The 13,816-nt window shown below is 71.6% G+C and carries 12 protein-coding genes; 6 read left to right on the top strand and 6 right to left on the bottom strand.

Annotated features, from left to right (window positions below; translation table 11 throughout):
• Nucleotides 1–12: 12 nt before the first annotated feature.
• A complete protein-coding gene (locus SVTN_RS32750) occupies nt 13–720 on the top strand; it encodes a DUF2470 domain-containing protein (protein WP_041132335.1) in 708 nt (235 codons plus the stop codon).
• Nucleotides 721–852: 132 nt separating this feature from the next.
• Nucleotides 853–3,135, top strand: coding sequence for an MMPL family transporter (locus SVTN_RS32755; protein ID WP_041132336.1), 2,283 nt, complete (start codon nt 853–855; stop codon nt 3,133–3,135).
• 19 nt (nt 3,136–3,154) lie between these two features.
• Here the strand turns inward: SVTN_RS32755 and SVTN_RS32760 are convergent, their stop codons facing one another.
• Nucleotides 3,155–4,081 (bottom strand): LLM class F420-dependent oxidoreductase, encoded by a 927-nt coding sequence (locus tag SVTN_RS32760; protein ID WP_041132337.1) that lies wholly within the window; start codon nt 4,079–4,081, stop codon nt 3,155–3,157.
• A 77-nt stretch (nt 4,082–4,158) separates the two neighbouring features.
• On the opposite strand from SVTN_RS32760, the gene SVTN_RS32765 reads away from it, so the two are divergent.
• On the top strand, nt 4,159–4,665 hold the full coding sequence (locus SVTN_RS32765; RefSeq protein ID WP_041132338.1) for an HD domain-containing protein: 507 nt from the start codon (nt 4,159–4,161) through the stop codon (nt 4,663–4,665).
• A gap of 58 nt (nt 4,666–4,723) precedes the next feature.
• On the opposite strand, the gene SVTN_RS32770 is transcribed toward SVTN_RS32765, so the two are convergent.
• The gene (locus SVTN_RS32770) at nt 4,724–5,659 is read right to left on the bottom strand and encodes a glycerophosphodiester phosphodiesterase (protein ID WP_041132339.1); all 936 of its coding nucleotides are present in this window, start codon (nt 5,657–5,659) and stop codon (nt 4,724–4,726) included.
• A 248-nt stretch (nt 5,660–5,907) separates the two neighbouring features.
• Here SVTN_RS32770 and SVTN_RS32775 point away from each other — a divergent pair, with 248 nt between their 5' ends.
• Nucleotides 5,908–6,642 (top strand): IclR family transcriptional regulator, encoded by a 735-nt coding sequence (locus SVTN_RS32775; protein ID WP_041132340.1) that lies wholly within the window; start codon nt 5,908–5,910, stop codon nt 6,640–6,642.
• 214 nt (nt 6,643–6,856) lie between these two features.
• On the top strand, nt 6,857–7,327 hold the full coding sequence (locus SVTN_RS32780) for a hypothetical protein (protein ID WP_041132341.1): 471 nt from the start codon (nt 6,857–6,859) through the stop codon (nt 7,325–7,327).
• Nucleotides 7,328–7,393: 66 nt separating this feature from the next.
• Here SVTN_RS32780 and SVTN_RS32785 read toward each other — a convergent pair whose 3' ends face one another.
• The 4 genes from SVTN_RS32785 to SVTN_RS32800 form a co-directional block, all read right to left on the bottom strand.
• Nucleotides 7,394–8,836 carry a GH1 family beta-glucosidase gene (locus SVTN_RS32785; RefSeq protein WP_041132342.1) on the bottom strand — a complete coding sequence of 481 codons (1,443 nt, stop codon included), beginning with the start codon at nt 8,834–8,836 and terminating at the stop codon, nt 7,394–7,396.
• A gap of 63 nt (nt 8,837–8,899) precedes the next feature.
• On the bottom strand, nt 8,900–9,781 hold the full coding sequence (locus SVTN_RS32790) for a carbohydrate ABC transporter permease (protein ID WP_041132343.1): 882 nt from the start codon (nt 9,779–9,781) through the stop codon (nt 8,900–8,902).
• A 4-nt stretch (nt 9,782–9,785) separates the two neighbouring features.
• Complete coding sequence (locus tag SVTN_RS32795; protein WP_041132344.1) at nt 9,786–10,790, bottom strand: carbohydrate ABC transporter permease; 1,005 nt, start codon at nt 10,788–10,790, stop codon at nt 9,786–9,788.
• Between the two features lie 90 nt (nt 10,791–10,880).
• Nucleotides 10,881–12,227: an ABC transporter substrate-binding protein gene (locus tag SVTN_RS32800; RefSeq protein ID WP_041132345.1), complete on the bottom strand. Its 1,347-nt coding sequence runs from the start codon at nt 12,225–12,227 to the stop codon at nt 10,881–10,883.
• Nucleotides 12,228–12,606: 379 nt separating this feature from the next.
• Between SVTN_RS32800 and SVTN_RS32805 the strand changes: the two genes are divergently transcribed.
• A complete protein-coding gene (locus SVTN_RS32805) occupies nt 12,607–13,632 on the top strand; it encodes a LacI family DNA-binding transcriptional regulator (RefSeq protein WP_041132346.1) in 1,026 nt (341 codons plus the stop codon).
• Nucleotides 13,633–13,816: the final 184 nt, after the last annotated feature.

Here is a 13,816-nt window from a genome sequence, read left to right on the forward strand (position 1 = left end):
GGGAGTACGTGCATGCGTCCCTTCAGCGCCCACACCGCGCGACCCACGCCCGCCGAACGCGTCCGGTCGATCCTGACCGCCGCCCACTCGATGACCGTCGTCACCGACGGAGTCCACCAGGAGGTCCACCGCCTCGACGGCACCGGGCCCCTGGGACACCTCCACCTCCACGACCCCTCCGAGGACTGCCCCACCGGACGGACCGCCCGCATCCCCGTCCGCCTCGAACTCACCGACATCGCCCCCACCCCCGTACGCCGACGCCTGCGCGCCCGCGTCACCCTGACCGGCCTCCTTGCCGCCCCGTACACCTCGGAGGCGACCACGAGCACCTGCCTGGAGTTCGGCCAGGCCCTCATCGAGGACGACGAAGGACGCACGTACGTCACCCTCGACGAGATCCGGGCCACCGCACCCGACCCCATGGCCACGCGCGAGGCGACCATGCTCACCCACCTCGTCGACCGCCACGCCGAACTCGTCCCCCTGCTCCTCCGCCTCGTCCGGCCGCGCCCCGAACGGGACTTGACCCGCGCCCTGCCCGTCGCCCTGGACCGGTACGGCATCACCCTGCGCCTCGAACACCGCACCGGCCACCACCAGGACGCCCGGCTGCCGTTCCCCACCCCCCTCACGGAGACGGACCAGGCCGGCCCCCGCATCCACGCCCTCCTCGCCGCCGCACGCCGCTCCTCCCACACGCACCACCTGCTCACCTGAACCCGTTGTTCCGGGGGGTCCTCCCGCCGAGATGCCGGAGCGCCGCCGCAGGCGCACCATGGACGGCGTAGGCCCGCGTGCAGCGGGTGCCGGAACCGCTCGGGGATCTCCCTATCCGGACACGGCCACGCCATGAACGCAGGAAGCCCGGCCACAGGCCGGCCAGCACCGTCCAGAGGCGTCCTCTACCGCACAGGTCACTGGTGCGCCCGCCACTTCATCGTCGTCATCGCCCTCTGGCTGGCGGCCGTCGCAGGACTCCAGGTCCTCGACCGGGCCGTCGGCGGCGAGTACGAGGACAACTTCTCGCTTCCCGGGGTGCAGTCCGCCGACGGACTCGACGTCCTCAAGGCCCACGACCCCGCGGCCGGCGGATACAGCGCCCAGGTCGTCCTGAACGACCCTTCCAAACCCCTTGCGCAGGAGGCCTCCGCGGTCAACTCCGCGGTCGCCGCCCTGGCGAAGCTCCCCGACGTCATCGGCGCGCAGAACCCGCTCCCGCCACCCGGGACCACACCGCCGCCGCTCCCGGCGGGGACGCCCAACGTGGGACCGCTGTCCACGGACGGCAAGACCGCCTACATCACCGTCCGCTTCAGCGTGGCCCCCTCCACACTGGGCACCGACTACCTGAACGGCGTCGACGCCGCCGTACAGCCCCTGCGGGACGCCGGCGTCACCGTCGAGTACGGCGGTTCGCTCGGTGAACTCGCCCGCCCGACGGCCGACGACCGCAGCAGCGAGGCCATCGGCTTCGCCGTCGCGATCGTCGTCCTCCTCATCGGCTTCGGCAGTGTGATCGGCGCCGTCATGCCCCTGGTCACCGCACTGCTCGGAGCGGTCTGCGGTCTCGCCCTGCTCGGCCTGATGGCGGCCGCCTTCACCTTCGGGACCGTCTCGCCCACCCTGGCCACCATGATCGGCCTCGGCGTCGGCATCGACTACGCGCTGTTCCTCATCACCCGCCACCGCCAGAACCTCATGAACGGCCACGATCCCGCCGACGCGGCCGCCCTCGCGACCACCACCAGCGGCCGCGCGGTCCTCGTCTCCGGCTGCACCGTCATCATCGCCCTGTCCGGCCTCTGGGTCTCCGGCGTCACCTTCATCGGCAAACTCGGCCTCGCGGCCGCCTTCACGGTCGTCACCGCCGTCATCGCCGCACTCACCCTCGTCCCGGCCATGCTCGGACTCGTCGGCAGACGCATCGACCGGTACCACGTGCGCAAACCCGTCGCGGAGACCGACGCCGAACCCGGAGCGCCCGCGCACGGCACCTGGCACCGGTACGCACAGCGGGTCGAGAGGCGCCCCTGGTGGTTCCTGACCGGCGGGGTCCTCGTCCTCCTGGTGCTGGCGTTCCCCCTGTTGTTCATCCAGCTCGGCCACATCGGCGACGGCGCCGACCCCGAGTCCTTCACCGACCGGCGGGCCTACGATCTGATCTCCACGGCCTTCGGCCCCGGCGCGAACGGGCCGCTCACGGTGGTCGTCGACCAGTCGGCCGTCCCGGCCGCCGACCGCGCCGACCTCGGCACCAAACTCAAGGACGCGCTGACGGGCGTCCCGGACGCCGCCTACATCACCCCGCTCCAGACCACCCCCGACGGGGACGTCCTCGTCGGCACCGCCTACTCCGTGGCCTCCCCGCAGGACGAGAAGACGACCGAACTGACCAACCACCTCGTCGACGACGTCCTCCCGCAGGCCGTCACCGGCACCGACGCACAGACCTACGTCACCGGGAACACGGCCGCCCAGGTCGACTTCCTCGACATCGTCTCCAGCCGCCTGCCGCTGATCATCGCCGTCGTCGTGGGGCTCGCCTTCCTCGTCATCCTCATCGTCTTCCGCGGAGTCCTGGTCGCGGTCAAGGCCGCCGTGCTCAACGTGCTCTCCATCGCCGCCTCGTACGGCGTCGTCGTCGCCGTGTTCCAGTGGGGCTGGGGCGGACCCGCCCTCGGGGTCAACGGCAAGGTGCCCATCGAGAGCTACGTACCGATGATGATGTTCGCCATCGTCTTCGGCCTGAGCATGGACTACGAGATCTTCCTGCTCTCCCGCGTCCGCGAGGCCTGGCTGCGCACCGGGGACTCCAAGGCCAGCGTCGCCCACGCCCTGGAGATCACCGCACGGGTCATCACCTGCGCCGCACTCATCATGGTCAGCGTCTTCGCGGCCTTCATCGTCTCCGACAACATCGTCGTCAAGATGCTCGGCCTCGGCCTCGCCGCCAGCGTCCTCATCGACGCCACCGTGGTCCGCCTGCTGCTCGTGCCCGCCGTGATGACCCTCCTCGGCCGGCACGCCTGGTGGACCCCGGGCTGGCTGGACCGCCTCCTGCCCCACCTGGACACGGAGGGCGAGGAGGCGCTCCAGGAGGAGGCGGTGACCCAGGGCGCGGGACGCACCTAGGAGCGACGCACCCAGGAGCTCAGCCCCGCGCCAGCTCCCCGAGCAGCTTCCACGTCCGGCGGCGGTCGTCCTCGCCGCCCAGGTCCGTCGCCGTGAACACCACCTCCGTCGCCCCCGCCTCGCGGTAGCGCCGCACCCCTTCGGCGACGGCCTCCTCGTCGCCGATCAGGGCCAGTTCGGCGGCCCGCTCGGCGCCCGAGAGCTCGATCACCCGCTGGTAGGAGGGAATCCGCTCGTACAGCGCGTGCGCCTCCGCCGCCTTCTCCCGTACGCCCTCGACGTCCGCCGTCACCACGCCCGGCACGAGCGCCACGATCCGGGGCGCGGGCCGGCCCGCAGCCTCCGCCGCCGCGGTCACGGCCGGGACGACGTGCTCGGCGAGCGCACGCGGACCCGCGAGGAACGGCAGGATGCCGTCGGCGAGTTCACCGCTGACCCGCAGCGCCTGCGGGCCCATCGCGGCCACCAGGACCGGCACCGGAGGCCGAGCCCCCGGCACGGCCGCCGAGTACGGCGTCGTCGCGGTCAGCAGCTCCCCGTGGAAATCGGCCTCGCCCGTCTCCAGAAGTGGCCGCAGGGCGGTGAGGAACTCCCTGAGCAGCTTGATGGGCCGCTCGTACGGGAGGCCGAAGCCGGTCTCGGTCAGATGCCGGGTGCCGAGGGCGAGCCCGAGGTGATAGCGGCCGCCGGTGGCGGCCTGGGCGGTCTGCGCCTGGCTGGAGACGAGCAGCGGATGGCGGCCGAAGACCGGGATCGCGGACGTCCCCACCTGCAGCCCGGGCACCTCGCGCCCGACGATCGCGGCGAGCGAGGGCGAGTCGTACGCGAAGGACTGGCCGAACCACGCCGAGTGCAGACCGGCATCGGCCGCCTCCCTCGCGAGCCGCACCGTCTCGTCGATCGGAAGCTGCCGGGAGGTCGAGCTGAGCGTCACTCCAAGAGTCATGCCATGGCCAACCAGCCGCTCCACGAACGGCATTCCGCCGTTCGTGTGAACACCCTGTGACAGGGATGATGAGACGCATGACAACTCTCGCCGAAGTGGATGCACTGGCCGACCACGCGCACGCCGGACAGGTCGACAAGACCGGCGTCCCCTACATCGCCCACGTCCGCGCCGTCGCCGCCGGCCTGGAACCGCTCGGCCCGCACCTGGCCATGGCCGGTCTGCTGCACGACGTCATCGAGGACACGGAGTGGACGGCGGAGCGGCTGCGCGCCGCCGGGATCCCCGCGCGGGTCGTCGCCCTCGTCGAAGCCGTCACCAACCACCCCGACACGCCCTACGAGGAGAAGCTCCGCCTGATCACGCGGGACCCCGACGCCACCCTCCTGAAGATCGCCGACAACGCGCACAACAGCCGCGCGGACCGGGCCGCCGCCCTGCCGCCCGCCCAGCGGGAACGGCTCGCCGCCAAGTACCGCGCGGCCAGGGCCGTCCTGTGGCCGGCGGCCGACCCCGGCGACATCGCGACGATCCTCCGGGTGGTCAACCCCGGACTGCTCGCCGAACTGACCGGGACGGCCTGACCGGCCTTGCGTGCCTCAGGCCCGGCGGCCCGCGATGCCGGCCGGACAGCCCTGGGGCTCAGGCCCGGCGGCCCGCGATCCAGCCCGTGAGTTCCGTCGGGCGGTCGGTGATGACGCCGTCCACGCCGAGTTCGTCGAGGACCTTCCAGCGGGCCGCGCCGTTGACCGTCCACACGTTCACGGCGATGCCCGCCGCGTGCAGCTCGTCGACGGCGGACGGACGCACGGAGAGCCCCTTGTCCGAGACGTTGTACGCGGCCAGGTGAAGGTCCTCGGCGACGGCGACCGGATCGGCGTCCAGGTTGTCGCGCAGCAGACCCAACGGCAGCTCCGGCGCCAGCTCGTGGGCGAGCCGCAGGGACGTGACGTCGAAGCTCTGGACGAAGACCCGGTCGGTCATGCCCTGGTCGCGGACCTCCTGCACGATCCGGGCCACCTCGGCCTCGGTCTGTCGGCCCTTGATCTCCAGGAGCAGATTGCCGCCGCGCGTCCGCAGGTCCGCCAACTGGGCGGCCAGGGTCGGGATGCGGGTGCCGGCGAAGACGGGGGCGAACCAGGAACCGGCGTCGAGGGCGTCCAGCTGGGCGGAGGTCAGGGAGCGGAGCGTGCCCGTCCCGTCGGTCGTCCGGTCGACGGTCGCGTCGTGGAGGATGTACGGCACGCCGTCCTTGCTGGGCTGGACGTCGTTCTCGATCCACTTGGCCCCGCCCCGCCGGGCCACCTCGTCGGAGACCAGGGTGTTCTCAGGCGCGGTGGACGAGGCGCCCCGGTGGGCGAACACGGTCAGCGGGGCCCCGGCCGCGCGGATCCAGCGACCCGCCGGCTTGCCCGAAGGGGCGTGATGCGGAGCCGTGGGACCCGGCGTGTACGAGGCCGGCTCGGCGGACAGGGTGGGGGGAGCGGCGAGGACCAGGGCCGCGGCGAGCACCGCCGGGCCGTAACCGAAGCGCCTGCGGATCCGGGACCGGGGCGCGCGGGGCGGGAGGTGGTTCATGGACGCAGAGCTTAGGTACGGACGGTGGCCTCGCCGGGGCCCCACACCGGACGGGACGTGACGTGTCGACAAAACCTGGGCACCGGCGGGCACCGCGACATGCCATGACACGACACGACACGACACGACACGACGTGCCGGGCAAGCCCCTTCGCCGAATCGTCCGGTCTGCGGCATCGTGGGGCGTGTGCCCGCAGCCGCGCCATCGGGGGACCGCGGCCGGGCGTACGGAGTCAGGGGGACTCATCATGGACACCGGGACCGCACGGAGAACGAACGGCGTCGCGGAGACGGCCGCACCGGCGCGCCAGGAGCGCGGCAGGGGAGTGCTGGAAGGAGCGTTCGCGCTGCTCGACGCCCTGCGCCGGAACGGCGACGAGGCCGGCGTGACCGAACTCGCGCTCGCCTGCGGGGTGCCCAAGGGCAGCGTCCACCGGCTGCTCGACCAGCTGGTCGGCGTCGGCGCCGTCGAACGCAGGGGCAACCGCTACCGGGTCGGCCCGCAGCTCTACCGCCTCGGCCAGGCCTGGGAACCGCACCCCGGCCTGCGCCCCGCCGCCCGGCTGCCGCTCCAGCGCCTGCGGGCCACCACCGGCGCCAGCGTCGTCCTCGCCGTGCTGCGCGAGGACATGGCGATCACGGTGAGCTCGGTGCCCGGCGACCTGGAGCCGCTGCTCCCGATACGGGACGGCATCGCGTTCCACCTCGACACCGCCGCAGGGAAGGCGCTGCGCGGGCCCCGTCGGGGCGGGGCGGTGTTCGACCGCGAGGACGTGATGGAGGGGGTGTGCTGCGCCTCGCTGCCGGTCCGTGCCCCGGACGGCCGTACGGTCGCGGCGCTCGCCGGCATGGTCCCGGCGGGCCGCGGTCTCGACGCGCTCGCCCAGGCCGTCGCCGAGGCGGGGGCCGCCATCACCCGCACGCTGGCCCGGGGCGGCGGCCGGCGAAGTCCGGTTCCGTCGGCCGCCGCCCTCGTCCTGTAGTCCCGCTCTGCAGTCCTGCTCTCTGGTCCCGCTCTGTGGTCCCGCCTATTTCCGGGGCGTGTTCCGCCCAGTGGAACGCGCGTAGAGCAGGGGCGGGCCCGCCGGGCACAGTGGGTGTCGTGCCGGGGGGAAAACGGCACACCGGGCCGCCGGAGACGAGCGGACCGGAACCAACTGTCACGCGAGTGACCCGATGTGTCGGGGGACACACACCATGCGCAAGAACCGAGCCGCACGAATCGCCGCCACCGCCCTGCTCGGACTCGGCAGCCTCGGCGCCTTCGCCGGCACCGCGCACGCCGAGCCGATCGACTACGTGAAGATCGAGCTGTTCGAGCTGCACTGCCAGCAGAACAGCGAGGGCGACCACGACGAGGCCTACCTCAAGATCACCGACGCCAACGGCAACGCCGTCAAGGTCTGGCCCGGCAACGGCATCAAGTACCAGACCATGGGCACCGGTTACGTCCGCTCCATGGAGGACGGCAACGGCAACGCCGCGCTCATCCTCGGCAAGGAGCAGGCCCGCACCCTGACCCTGTGGGACTACGACTCCACCAGCAGCGACGACAAGCTGGGCGCCACGCTCGTCACCGGCAGCGAGGTCGGCGCCGAGACCCAGTGGCGCACGGTCGAGGGCTCCGGCGGCATCTACGTCATCGGCTACCGGGTCGTCGACATCTGACAGGCGGTCACCACGTGAGGAAGGGCCGTGCCGGGCGACCGGCACGGCCCTTCCCCGCGTCCCGGCTCAGTCCCCGTCGGGCGCGTGCAGCTCGCCCGAGCGCGCCACCCGCGCGTACCAGCGGGCGCTGGACTTCGGCGTGCGCTCCAGGGTGTCGTAGTCCACCCGGACCGCGCCGAACCGCTTCGCGTAGCCGTACGCCCACTCGAAGTTGTCGAGCAGCGACCAGAGGAAGTAACCGCGCACGTCCACCCCGTCCGACAGCGCCCGGTGCACCGCCTCCAGATGCGCGTGCACATAGGCGGCGCGTTCCGGGTCGTGCACCGAACCGTCCGGGCCGACCACGTCCTCGTACGCCGCCCCGTTCTCGCTGATCACCAGCGGGAGTTCGGGGTATGCGGCGGAGACCCGGGTCAGCAGGTCGTACAGCGCGCTCGGGTCGACCGCCCAGCCCATCGCCGTCGACTCGCCCGGCGCCCGGTGGAAGGCGACCCGGTCCGCACCCGGCCACGGCGAGTGCTCGCTGTGCCCGTGGCCGTCGTCCTGCGGCTTCTCCGCACCCTCCGGGACGTGCGAAACGACCGTCGGCGTGTAGTAGTTGATCGCCAGCAGGTCCAGCGGCTGGTTCGCCGTCGCCGTGTCGCCGTCCCGGACGAAGGACCAGTCGGTCAGGTGCGCGGTGTCGGCGAGCAGGTCCTCCGGGTAGGCGCCCTCCAGCATCGGGCCCAGCCAGACCCGGTTGCCGACGGCGTCGATGCGGCGGGCCGCGTCCAGGTCCTCGGCCGAAGCGGTCAGCGGCCGGATCTCGTGCAGGTTGAGCGAGACCGCGAGCTGCCGGTCCGCCGGCAGCGCGGCACGCAGCGCCTGGACCGCGAGGCCGTGCCCGAGGTTGAGGTGGTGGGCGGCGCGCAGTGCGGCCACCGGGTCGGTGCGGCCCGGGGCGTGCACCCCGGAGCCGTACCCCAGAAAAGCGCTGCACCAGGGCTCGTTGAGCGTCGTCCACCGCTTCACCCGGTCACCGACGGCGTCGGCGACGATCCCCGCGTACTCGGCGAACCGCTCGGCGGTCGACCGCTCGGGCCAGCCGCCCGCGTCCTCCAACTCCTGCGGCAGGTCCCAGTGGTAGAGGGTCAGGGCCGGCTCGATCCCGGCGGCGAGCAGCTCGTCGACGAGCCGCCGGTAGAAGTCGAGACCCCGCTGGACGGCCGGGCCCCGGCCGGTGGGCTGGACGCGGGACCAGGAGACGGAGAACCGGTAGGCGTTCAGGCCGAGTTCGGCCATGATCCCGACGTCCTCGCGGAACCGGTGGTAGTGGTCGACGGCCACGTCACCGGTGTGGCCGCCGAAGACCTTGCCGGGGGTGTGCGAGAAGGTGTCCCAGATGGAGGGCGTACGGCCGTCCTCCGCCGCCGCTCCCTCGATCTGGTACGCGGCGGTGGCGGTGCCCCACAGGAAGTCGGCGGGGAACGAGCGGACGGCGGTGAGCGGCCGGGTTTCGGGCGCGGTCATAGGAGAGGTCTCCCAACACGGGTACGGAGAAACAGAACAGAGGGCTCGTCGGCTGTTGCAGGATCAGCTCTTGACGGCGCCGGCCGTGATGCCGCCGACGATGTGCTTGCCGAGGAAGGCGAAGACGAGCAGCAGCGGCACCGTGGAGATCAGGGCGCCGGTCAGCACCACGGCCTGGTTCACGCTGTGGTTGCCCGCGCCGAGGCCGGCGAGCGCCACCTGGAGGGTGGGGTTGCCGTCCGGGGTGAGCGCGATGAACGGCCAGAAGAAGTCGTTCCAGGCCTGGACGAAGACCAGCATGCCGAGCACGGCCATCGCGGGCCTGGCCACCGGGAAGACGACGTGCCAGATGATCCGGAGGCTGTGCGCCCCGTCCATCCGGGCCGCCTCCACGAGCTCCACCGGCAGCGCCTCCACCAGGAACTGCCGCATGAAGAACACGCCGAAGGCGGCGACGAGGGAGGGCAGCACGACCGACTGGAGCTGGTCGAACCAGCCGAGGTCCGTGATGATCTGGTACAGCGGGATCACGCTGAGCTGCGGCGGGATCGTCATCGTGGCGACCACGAGCGAGAGCAGCACGCCCCGGCCCCGGAAGGGCAGTTTGGCGAAGGCGAAGCCGGCCAGCGTGGAGAACAGCACGGTGGACAGCGCCACCAGGCCCGCCACGACCGTGGTGTTGACCAGGGCCTCGCCCATGTCGACCTGGTTCCAGGCGAAGGTCAGGTTGTCCAGGAGCCGCTTGCCGGGCAGCAGCGGCGCCGGGGCCTCCACGACCCGCTCGCCGGTGTGGGAGGCGGCGACCAGGTTCCAGTACAGCGGGAAGAGCGAGACGAACGCGGCGACGGCGAGCAGGACGTAGGTCAGCGGTCCCGCGTGGTGCTGGCGGCCGGCCGACTGCCCGAAGCGGCGTACGGGAGCGGGTGTCTCGAGGGTGCGGGCCATGAGGTCATCCCCCCAGCTTCTTGCGGTTGTGGCGGGAGACGAGTGCCTGGACGCCGCCGATCAGGAGGAGGAGCAGGAGCATGACCCAGGCGATCGCGGAGGCCTGCCCCAGGGCGCCGGTCACCCAGCCCTTCTCGTACATCAGCAGGCTCAGCGTCTGGAACTGGTTGCCGCTGCCGCCGCTGATGCCGACGCTGCCGCCGTAGAGCATCGGCTCGCCGAACAGCTGGGTGGCGCCGATGGTGGAGACGATGATCGTGAAGAGGATCGTCGGCCGGATCGACGGAATGGTGACGCTGATGAACTGCCGCCACCGCGAGGCCCCGTCGAGCGAGGCCGCCTCGTACAGGTCCTGCGGCACGGCCTGCATCGCGGCCAGGTAGATCAGCGCGTTGTAGCCGGTCCAGCGCCAGGTGACGATCACCGAGATCGCGATCTGCGCCGGCCACTTGGACGACTCCCAGTCCACCGGGCCGATGCCGATCCAGTCGAGCAGGCCGTTGATCATCCCGTAGTCGGTGTTGAACAGCTGGGCGAAGACCAGGGTCGCCGCCGCGATCGAGGTGGCGTACGGGGCGAGGATCGCGACCCGGAAGAAGCCGCGGCCGCGGAGCCTGTAGTTGAGCAGGTGTGCCAGGCCCAGGGCCATGAGCAGCTGCGGGACGGTCGAGATCACCCCGATGGTGAAGGTGTTGAGGAGGGCGTTCCAGAAGAACTCGCTGGTCGCGAGGTCGGTGTAGTTCTCCAGGCCCTTCCACGTCGGATCGCCGCCGAGCTCGACCCGGTTCAGCGACAGCCAGCCCGTGTAGAGCAGCGGGAAGAGGCCGAAGGCCGCGAAGGTGAGGAAGAAGGGGGCGATGAAGACGTACGGGATCGCCTTGATGTCCCAGCGGTAGAGCCTGCTGCGCAGGCCGCCCGGGGAGGAGCGGCGGCGCCGGGAGCCGGGGGAGGAGGGCGGTGCGGCGGGCGGCAGGGAGTCGTCCCGCTCCGCCCGGACGGAGGTGGCCACGGGGGCGTCCTTCCAGGTCGATGCGTGCGGTGGTGCGGACGGTGCCGGTCCGCCGCCCGGCAGGCGGCGGCGGACCGGCGGGCGCCCCCGCTACTGGTCGATCTTGTCGTCGACCAGCTTCTTGACGTTCTCCCAGGCCTTGGCCGGGTCGGTGCCGCGCTGCTCGATGTCGAGGATGCCGTTGTCGGTGAGGAAGGTCTTCACCTGGCCGTCGTAGCGGCTGATGGTGGCGGGGGTGATGCCGACCGCCGCGCTGGAGAAGATCTTGCCGACGGGGGTGTCGCCGAAGTAGGGCAGCTTCGCCTCCTGGACCGCCGAGGAGAGGAGCGTGTCCTTGGACGAGGGGATGTTGCCGTTCACCGCGAACACCTTGGCGTGCTGCGCCGGGGCGGTCAGCCAGGCGGCGAGCTCGGCGGCCTCCTTGGTGTGCTTGCCGGCCTTCGGCACGGCGAGGAAGGAACCGCCCCAGTTGCCGGCGACCGGCGGCGCGGCGATGTCCCACTTGCCCTGGTTGGCGGGGCCCGCCTGGTCCTTGATGATGCCGGTCATCCAGCTCGGGCAGGCGACGGTGGCGAACTTCGAGTTCTTGAAGGCCGCGTTCCAGGTGCCCTTCTCGTCGAACTGCCGCAGTTTGGCGGTGAGTCCGCCCTGGGCCGCCTTCACGGCGGTCTCCCAGGCCTTCTTCACGCCGGGGCTGTTCTCCCAGTCGAGCTCGCCGCTCGCGTTGGCGTACTGCACGGGGTCGCTGGAGACGACGGCGTTGAAGAGGCCGCTCGCGGAGTCGTGGAAGGCGGTGCCGGCGGGCGCCGCCTTCTTGTACTTCTCGCCGGTCTCGATGAACTTGGACCAGTCGCCGGCCCACAGCTTGCCGACCGCGTCGCGGTCGGTGGGCAGCTTGGCCTTGGCGAAGAGGTCCTTGTTGTAGCAGATGGCCATGGGGCCGATGTCGGTGCCGAGCCCGATGACCTTGCCGTCGGCCGTCGTCGCCTGCTTGACCTTCCAGTCGAGGAAGGCGCCGAGGTTCGCGCCGCCCTCCTTGCCCAGGTCGACCCACTTGTTCGCCATGGCCGTGCCGGTCGCCTCGGCGATGTAGCCCACCTCGACGGCCTGGATGTCGGCGACGCCGCTGTTCTGGGCGAGGCGCAGCTTCAGCGTGTCCCAGTACTTCTGGCCGTCGGAGACGTTCGACTCCTCGATCTTGATGTTCGGGTGGAGCCGCTCGTACTCGGCGTAGAGCTTGGCGCCGGTCTTGTTGTCGTAGCCGAAGGAACCGAAGGTCCCGATCCGCAGCGTGATCTTCCCGGAGCCCTGGCCGCTCGCGCCGCCCTTGCCGTCGTCGTCGCTGCCGCAACCGGTGAGCAGGGTCGTGCCGGTCACGACGACGGCGACCGCCGCGATCGCCGTACGGCGCCCGCGTCTGCTGCTGGAAGTGCGCATTCCACTCTCCTCGTCCAAAGGTGGTGCTCTTGGTGCGTCTTCTGTGTGCCAGGGGCCCGGTCGGCCGATCGCGGCTCGGCGGTGTCCGCCAGGACCTGATGCAAGGCTGTGCGCATCCCTGATGGGAGCGCTCCCACGTCGTTGCCGGAAGGTTGCTGCCTGGCGGGTGCGAGTGTCAAGACATGAACGCGGATTCGTTACCGGAAGGTTTTCCGGGGGTTTCGCGCGGCTCGGCGGCGTTCCGGGCCGTCACCTTCTGAACGCGGGTGCGTGGCGCGGCGGGGTGGCCGTGGACTATTTTGGGAGCGCTCCCATGAGATCCCGGGATCCGTCCGGGCAGGTGGGCGGCGTGTTGTCCTACGAGGGGAGTTCGGGAGTCGTGAACGGACGGCAGAGCGGCAGACCCACCCTGGAGCAGGTCGCGGCCAGGGCCGGGGTCGGCCGGGGCACGGTCTCCCGGGTGATCAACGGTTCCCCGCGGGTGAGCGAGCGGACCAGAACGGCCGTCGCCCGAGCCGTCGCCGAACTCGGCTACGTACCCAACCAGGCCGCCCGCGCCCTGGCCGGCAGTCGCACCGACGCGATCGCGCTCGTCATCCCCGAGGCCGAGGCCCGGCTCTTCGCGGAACCGTACTTCCTCGACCTCATCCGCGGGGTGAGCGCCGAACTCGCCGATGACGACAAGCAGTTGCTGCTCACCCTGGTCCGCAGCGAACAGGAGCGGCAGCGCTTCGAGCAGTACCTCGCCGCCCAGCGCGTCGACGGCGTGCTGCTCGCCTCGGTCCACGGAGGCGACCCGCTGCCCGACCGCGTCAGGGACCTCGGCCTCCCGGTCGTGATGAACGGCCGCCGCACGGAGGCCGAGCCCGTGCCGTACGTCGACTCCGACAACATCGGCGCCGGGCGGGCGGCCGTCGCCCACCTCGTGGCGCGCGGCCGGAGCCGCATCGCGACCGTCGCCGGACCCCTCGACATGTACGTGGCCAGGGCGCGGCTCGGCGGCTACCGGGCCGGCCTCACGGAAGCCGGACTCCCGCCCGACGAGGGCCTCGTCTCGGCCGGAGACTTCACCGAGGAGGGCGGCCGGCGCGCCATGCGGGAACTCCTGGACCGCAGGCCCGACCTGGACGCCGTCTTCGCCGCCTCCGACGTGATGGCGGCCGGCGCGCGCGGAGCGCTGCGGGAGGCCGGCCGCCGGGTGCCGGAGGACGTGGCCCTCGTCGGCGTCGACGACTCGGCCGTCGCCCGGCTCATGGACCCGCCGCTGACGAGCGTGCGGCAGCCCATCGAGGAGATGGGCCGCACGATGGCGCGGATGCTGCTCCGGGACATCGCGACGACCGGCCCCGAGGAGCCGCGCCGGCATGTCCTGCCCACGGAGCTGATCGTGCGGGAGTCGAGCTGAGGGGCATACACCGGCGTTGTTGAACGGCCTGGAAACAACGAAATCCGAAGCTGTCAAGCTTTAGAGAGGAGGAAGCCAGCGCTCCATCTCTATTTGATCAACCGAAATCGCGTTCTGTCCCTTGTGTATTTCCGGATGCTTGAGGAAGATCTCGTGCAACTGGCCGAAAGAAGACGGTCAGCCT

Source organism: Streptomyces vietnamensis, from assembly GCF_000830005.1.
In the GTDB taxonomy this organism is placed as follows: Bacteria; Actinomycetota; Actinomycetes; order Streptomycetales; family Streptomycetaceae; genus Streptomyces; species Streptomyces vietnamensis.

Bases quoted from the DNA above. Each gene is read 5' to 3' on its own strand.
- SVTN_RS32750 (WP_041132335.1), top strand. From the start codon at position 13: ATGCGTCCCTTCAGCGCCCACACCGCGCGACCCACGCCCGCCGAACGC.
- SVTN_RS32770 (WP_041132339.1), bottom strand. From the start codon at position 5,659: ATGAACCACCTCCCGCCCCGCGCGCCCCGGTCCCGGATCCGCAGGCGC.
- SVTN_RS32755 (WP_041132336.1), top strand. From the start codon at position 853: ATGAACGCAGGAAGCCCGGCCACAGGCCGGCCAGCACCGTCCAGAGGC.
- SVTN_RS32765 (WP_041132338.1), top strand. From the start codon at position 4,159: ATGACAACTCTCGCCGAAGTGGATGCACTGGCCGACCACGCGCACGCC.
- SVTN_RS32790 (WP_041132343.1), bottom strand. From the start codon at position 9,781: ATGGCCCGCACCCTCGAGACACCCGCTCCCGTACGCCGCTTCGGGCAG.
- SVTN_RS32775 (WP_041132340.1), top strand. From the start codon at position 5,908: ATGGACACCGGGACCGCACGGAGAACGAACGGCGTCGCGGAGACGGCC.
- SVTN_RS32760 (WP_041132337.1), bottom strand. From the start codon at position 4,081: ATGACTCTTGGAGTGACGCTCAGCTCGACCTCCCGGCAGCTTCCGATC.
- SVTN_RS32780 (WP_041132341.1), top strand. From the start codon at position 6,857: ATGCGCAAGAACCGAGCCGCACGAATCGCCGCCACCGCCCTGCTCGGA.
- SVTN_RS32785 (WP_041132342.1), bottom strand. From the start codon at position 8,836: ATGACCGCGCCCGAAACCCGGCCGCTCACCGCCGTCCGCTCGTTCCCC.
- SVTN_RS32800 (WP_041132345.1), bottom strand. From the start codon at position 12,227: ATGCGCACTTCCAGCAGCAGACGCGGGCGCCGTACGGCGATCGCGGCG.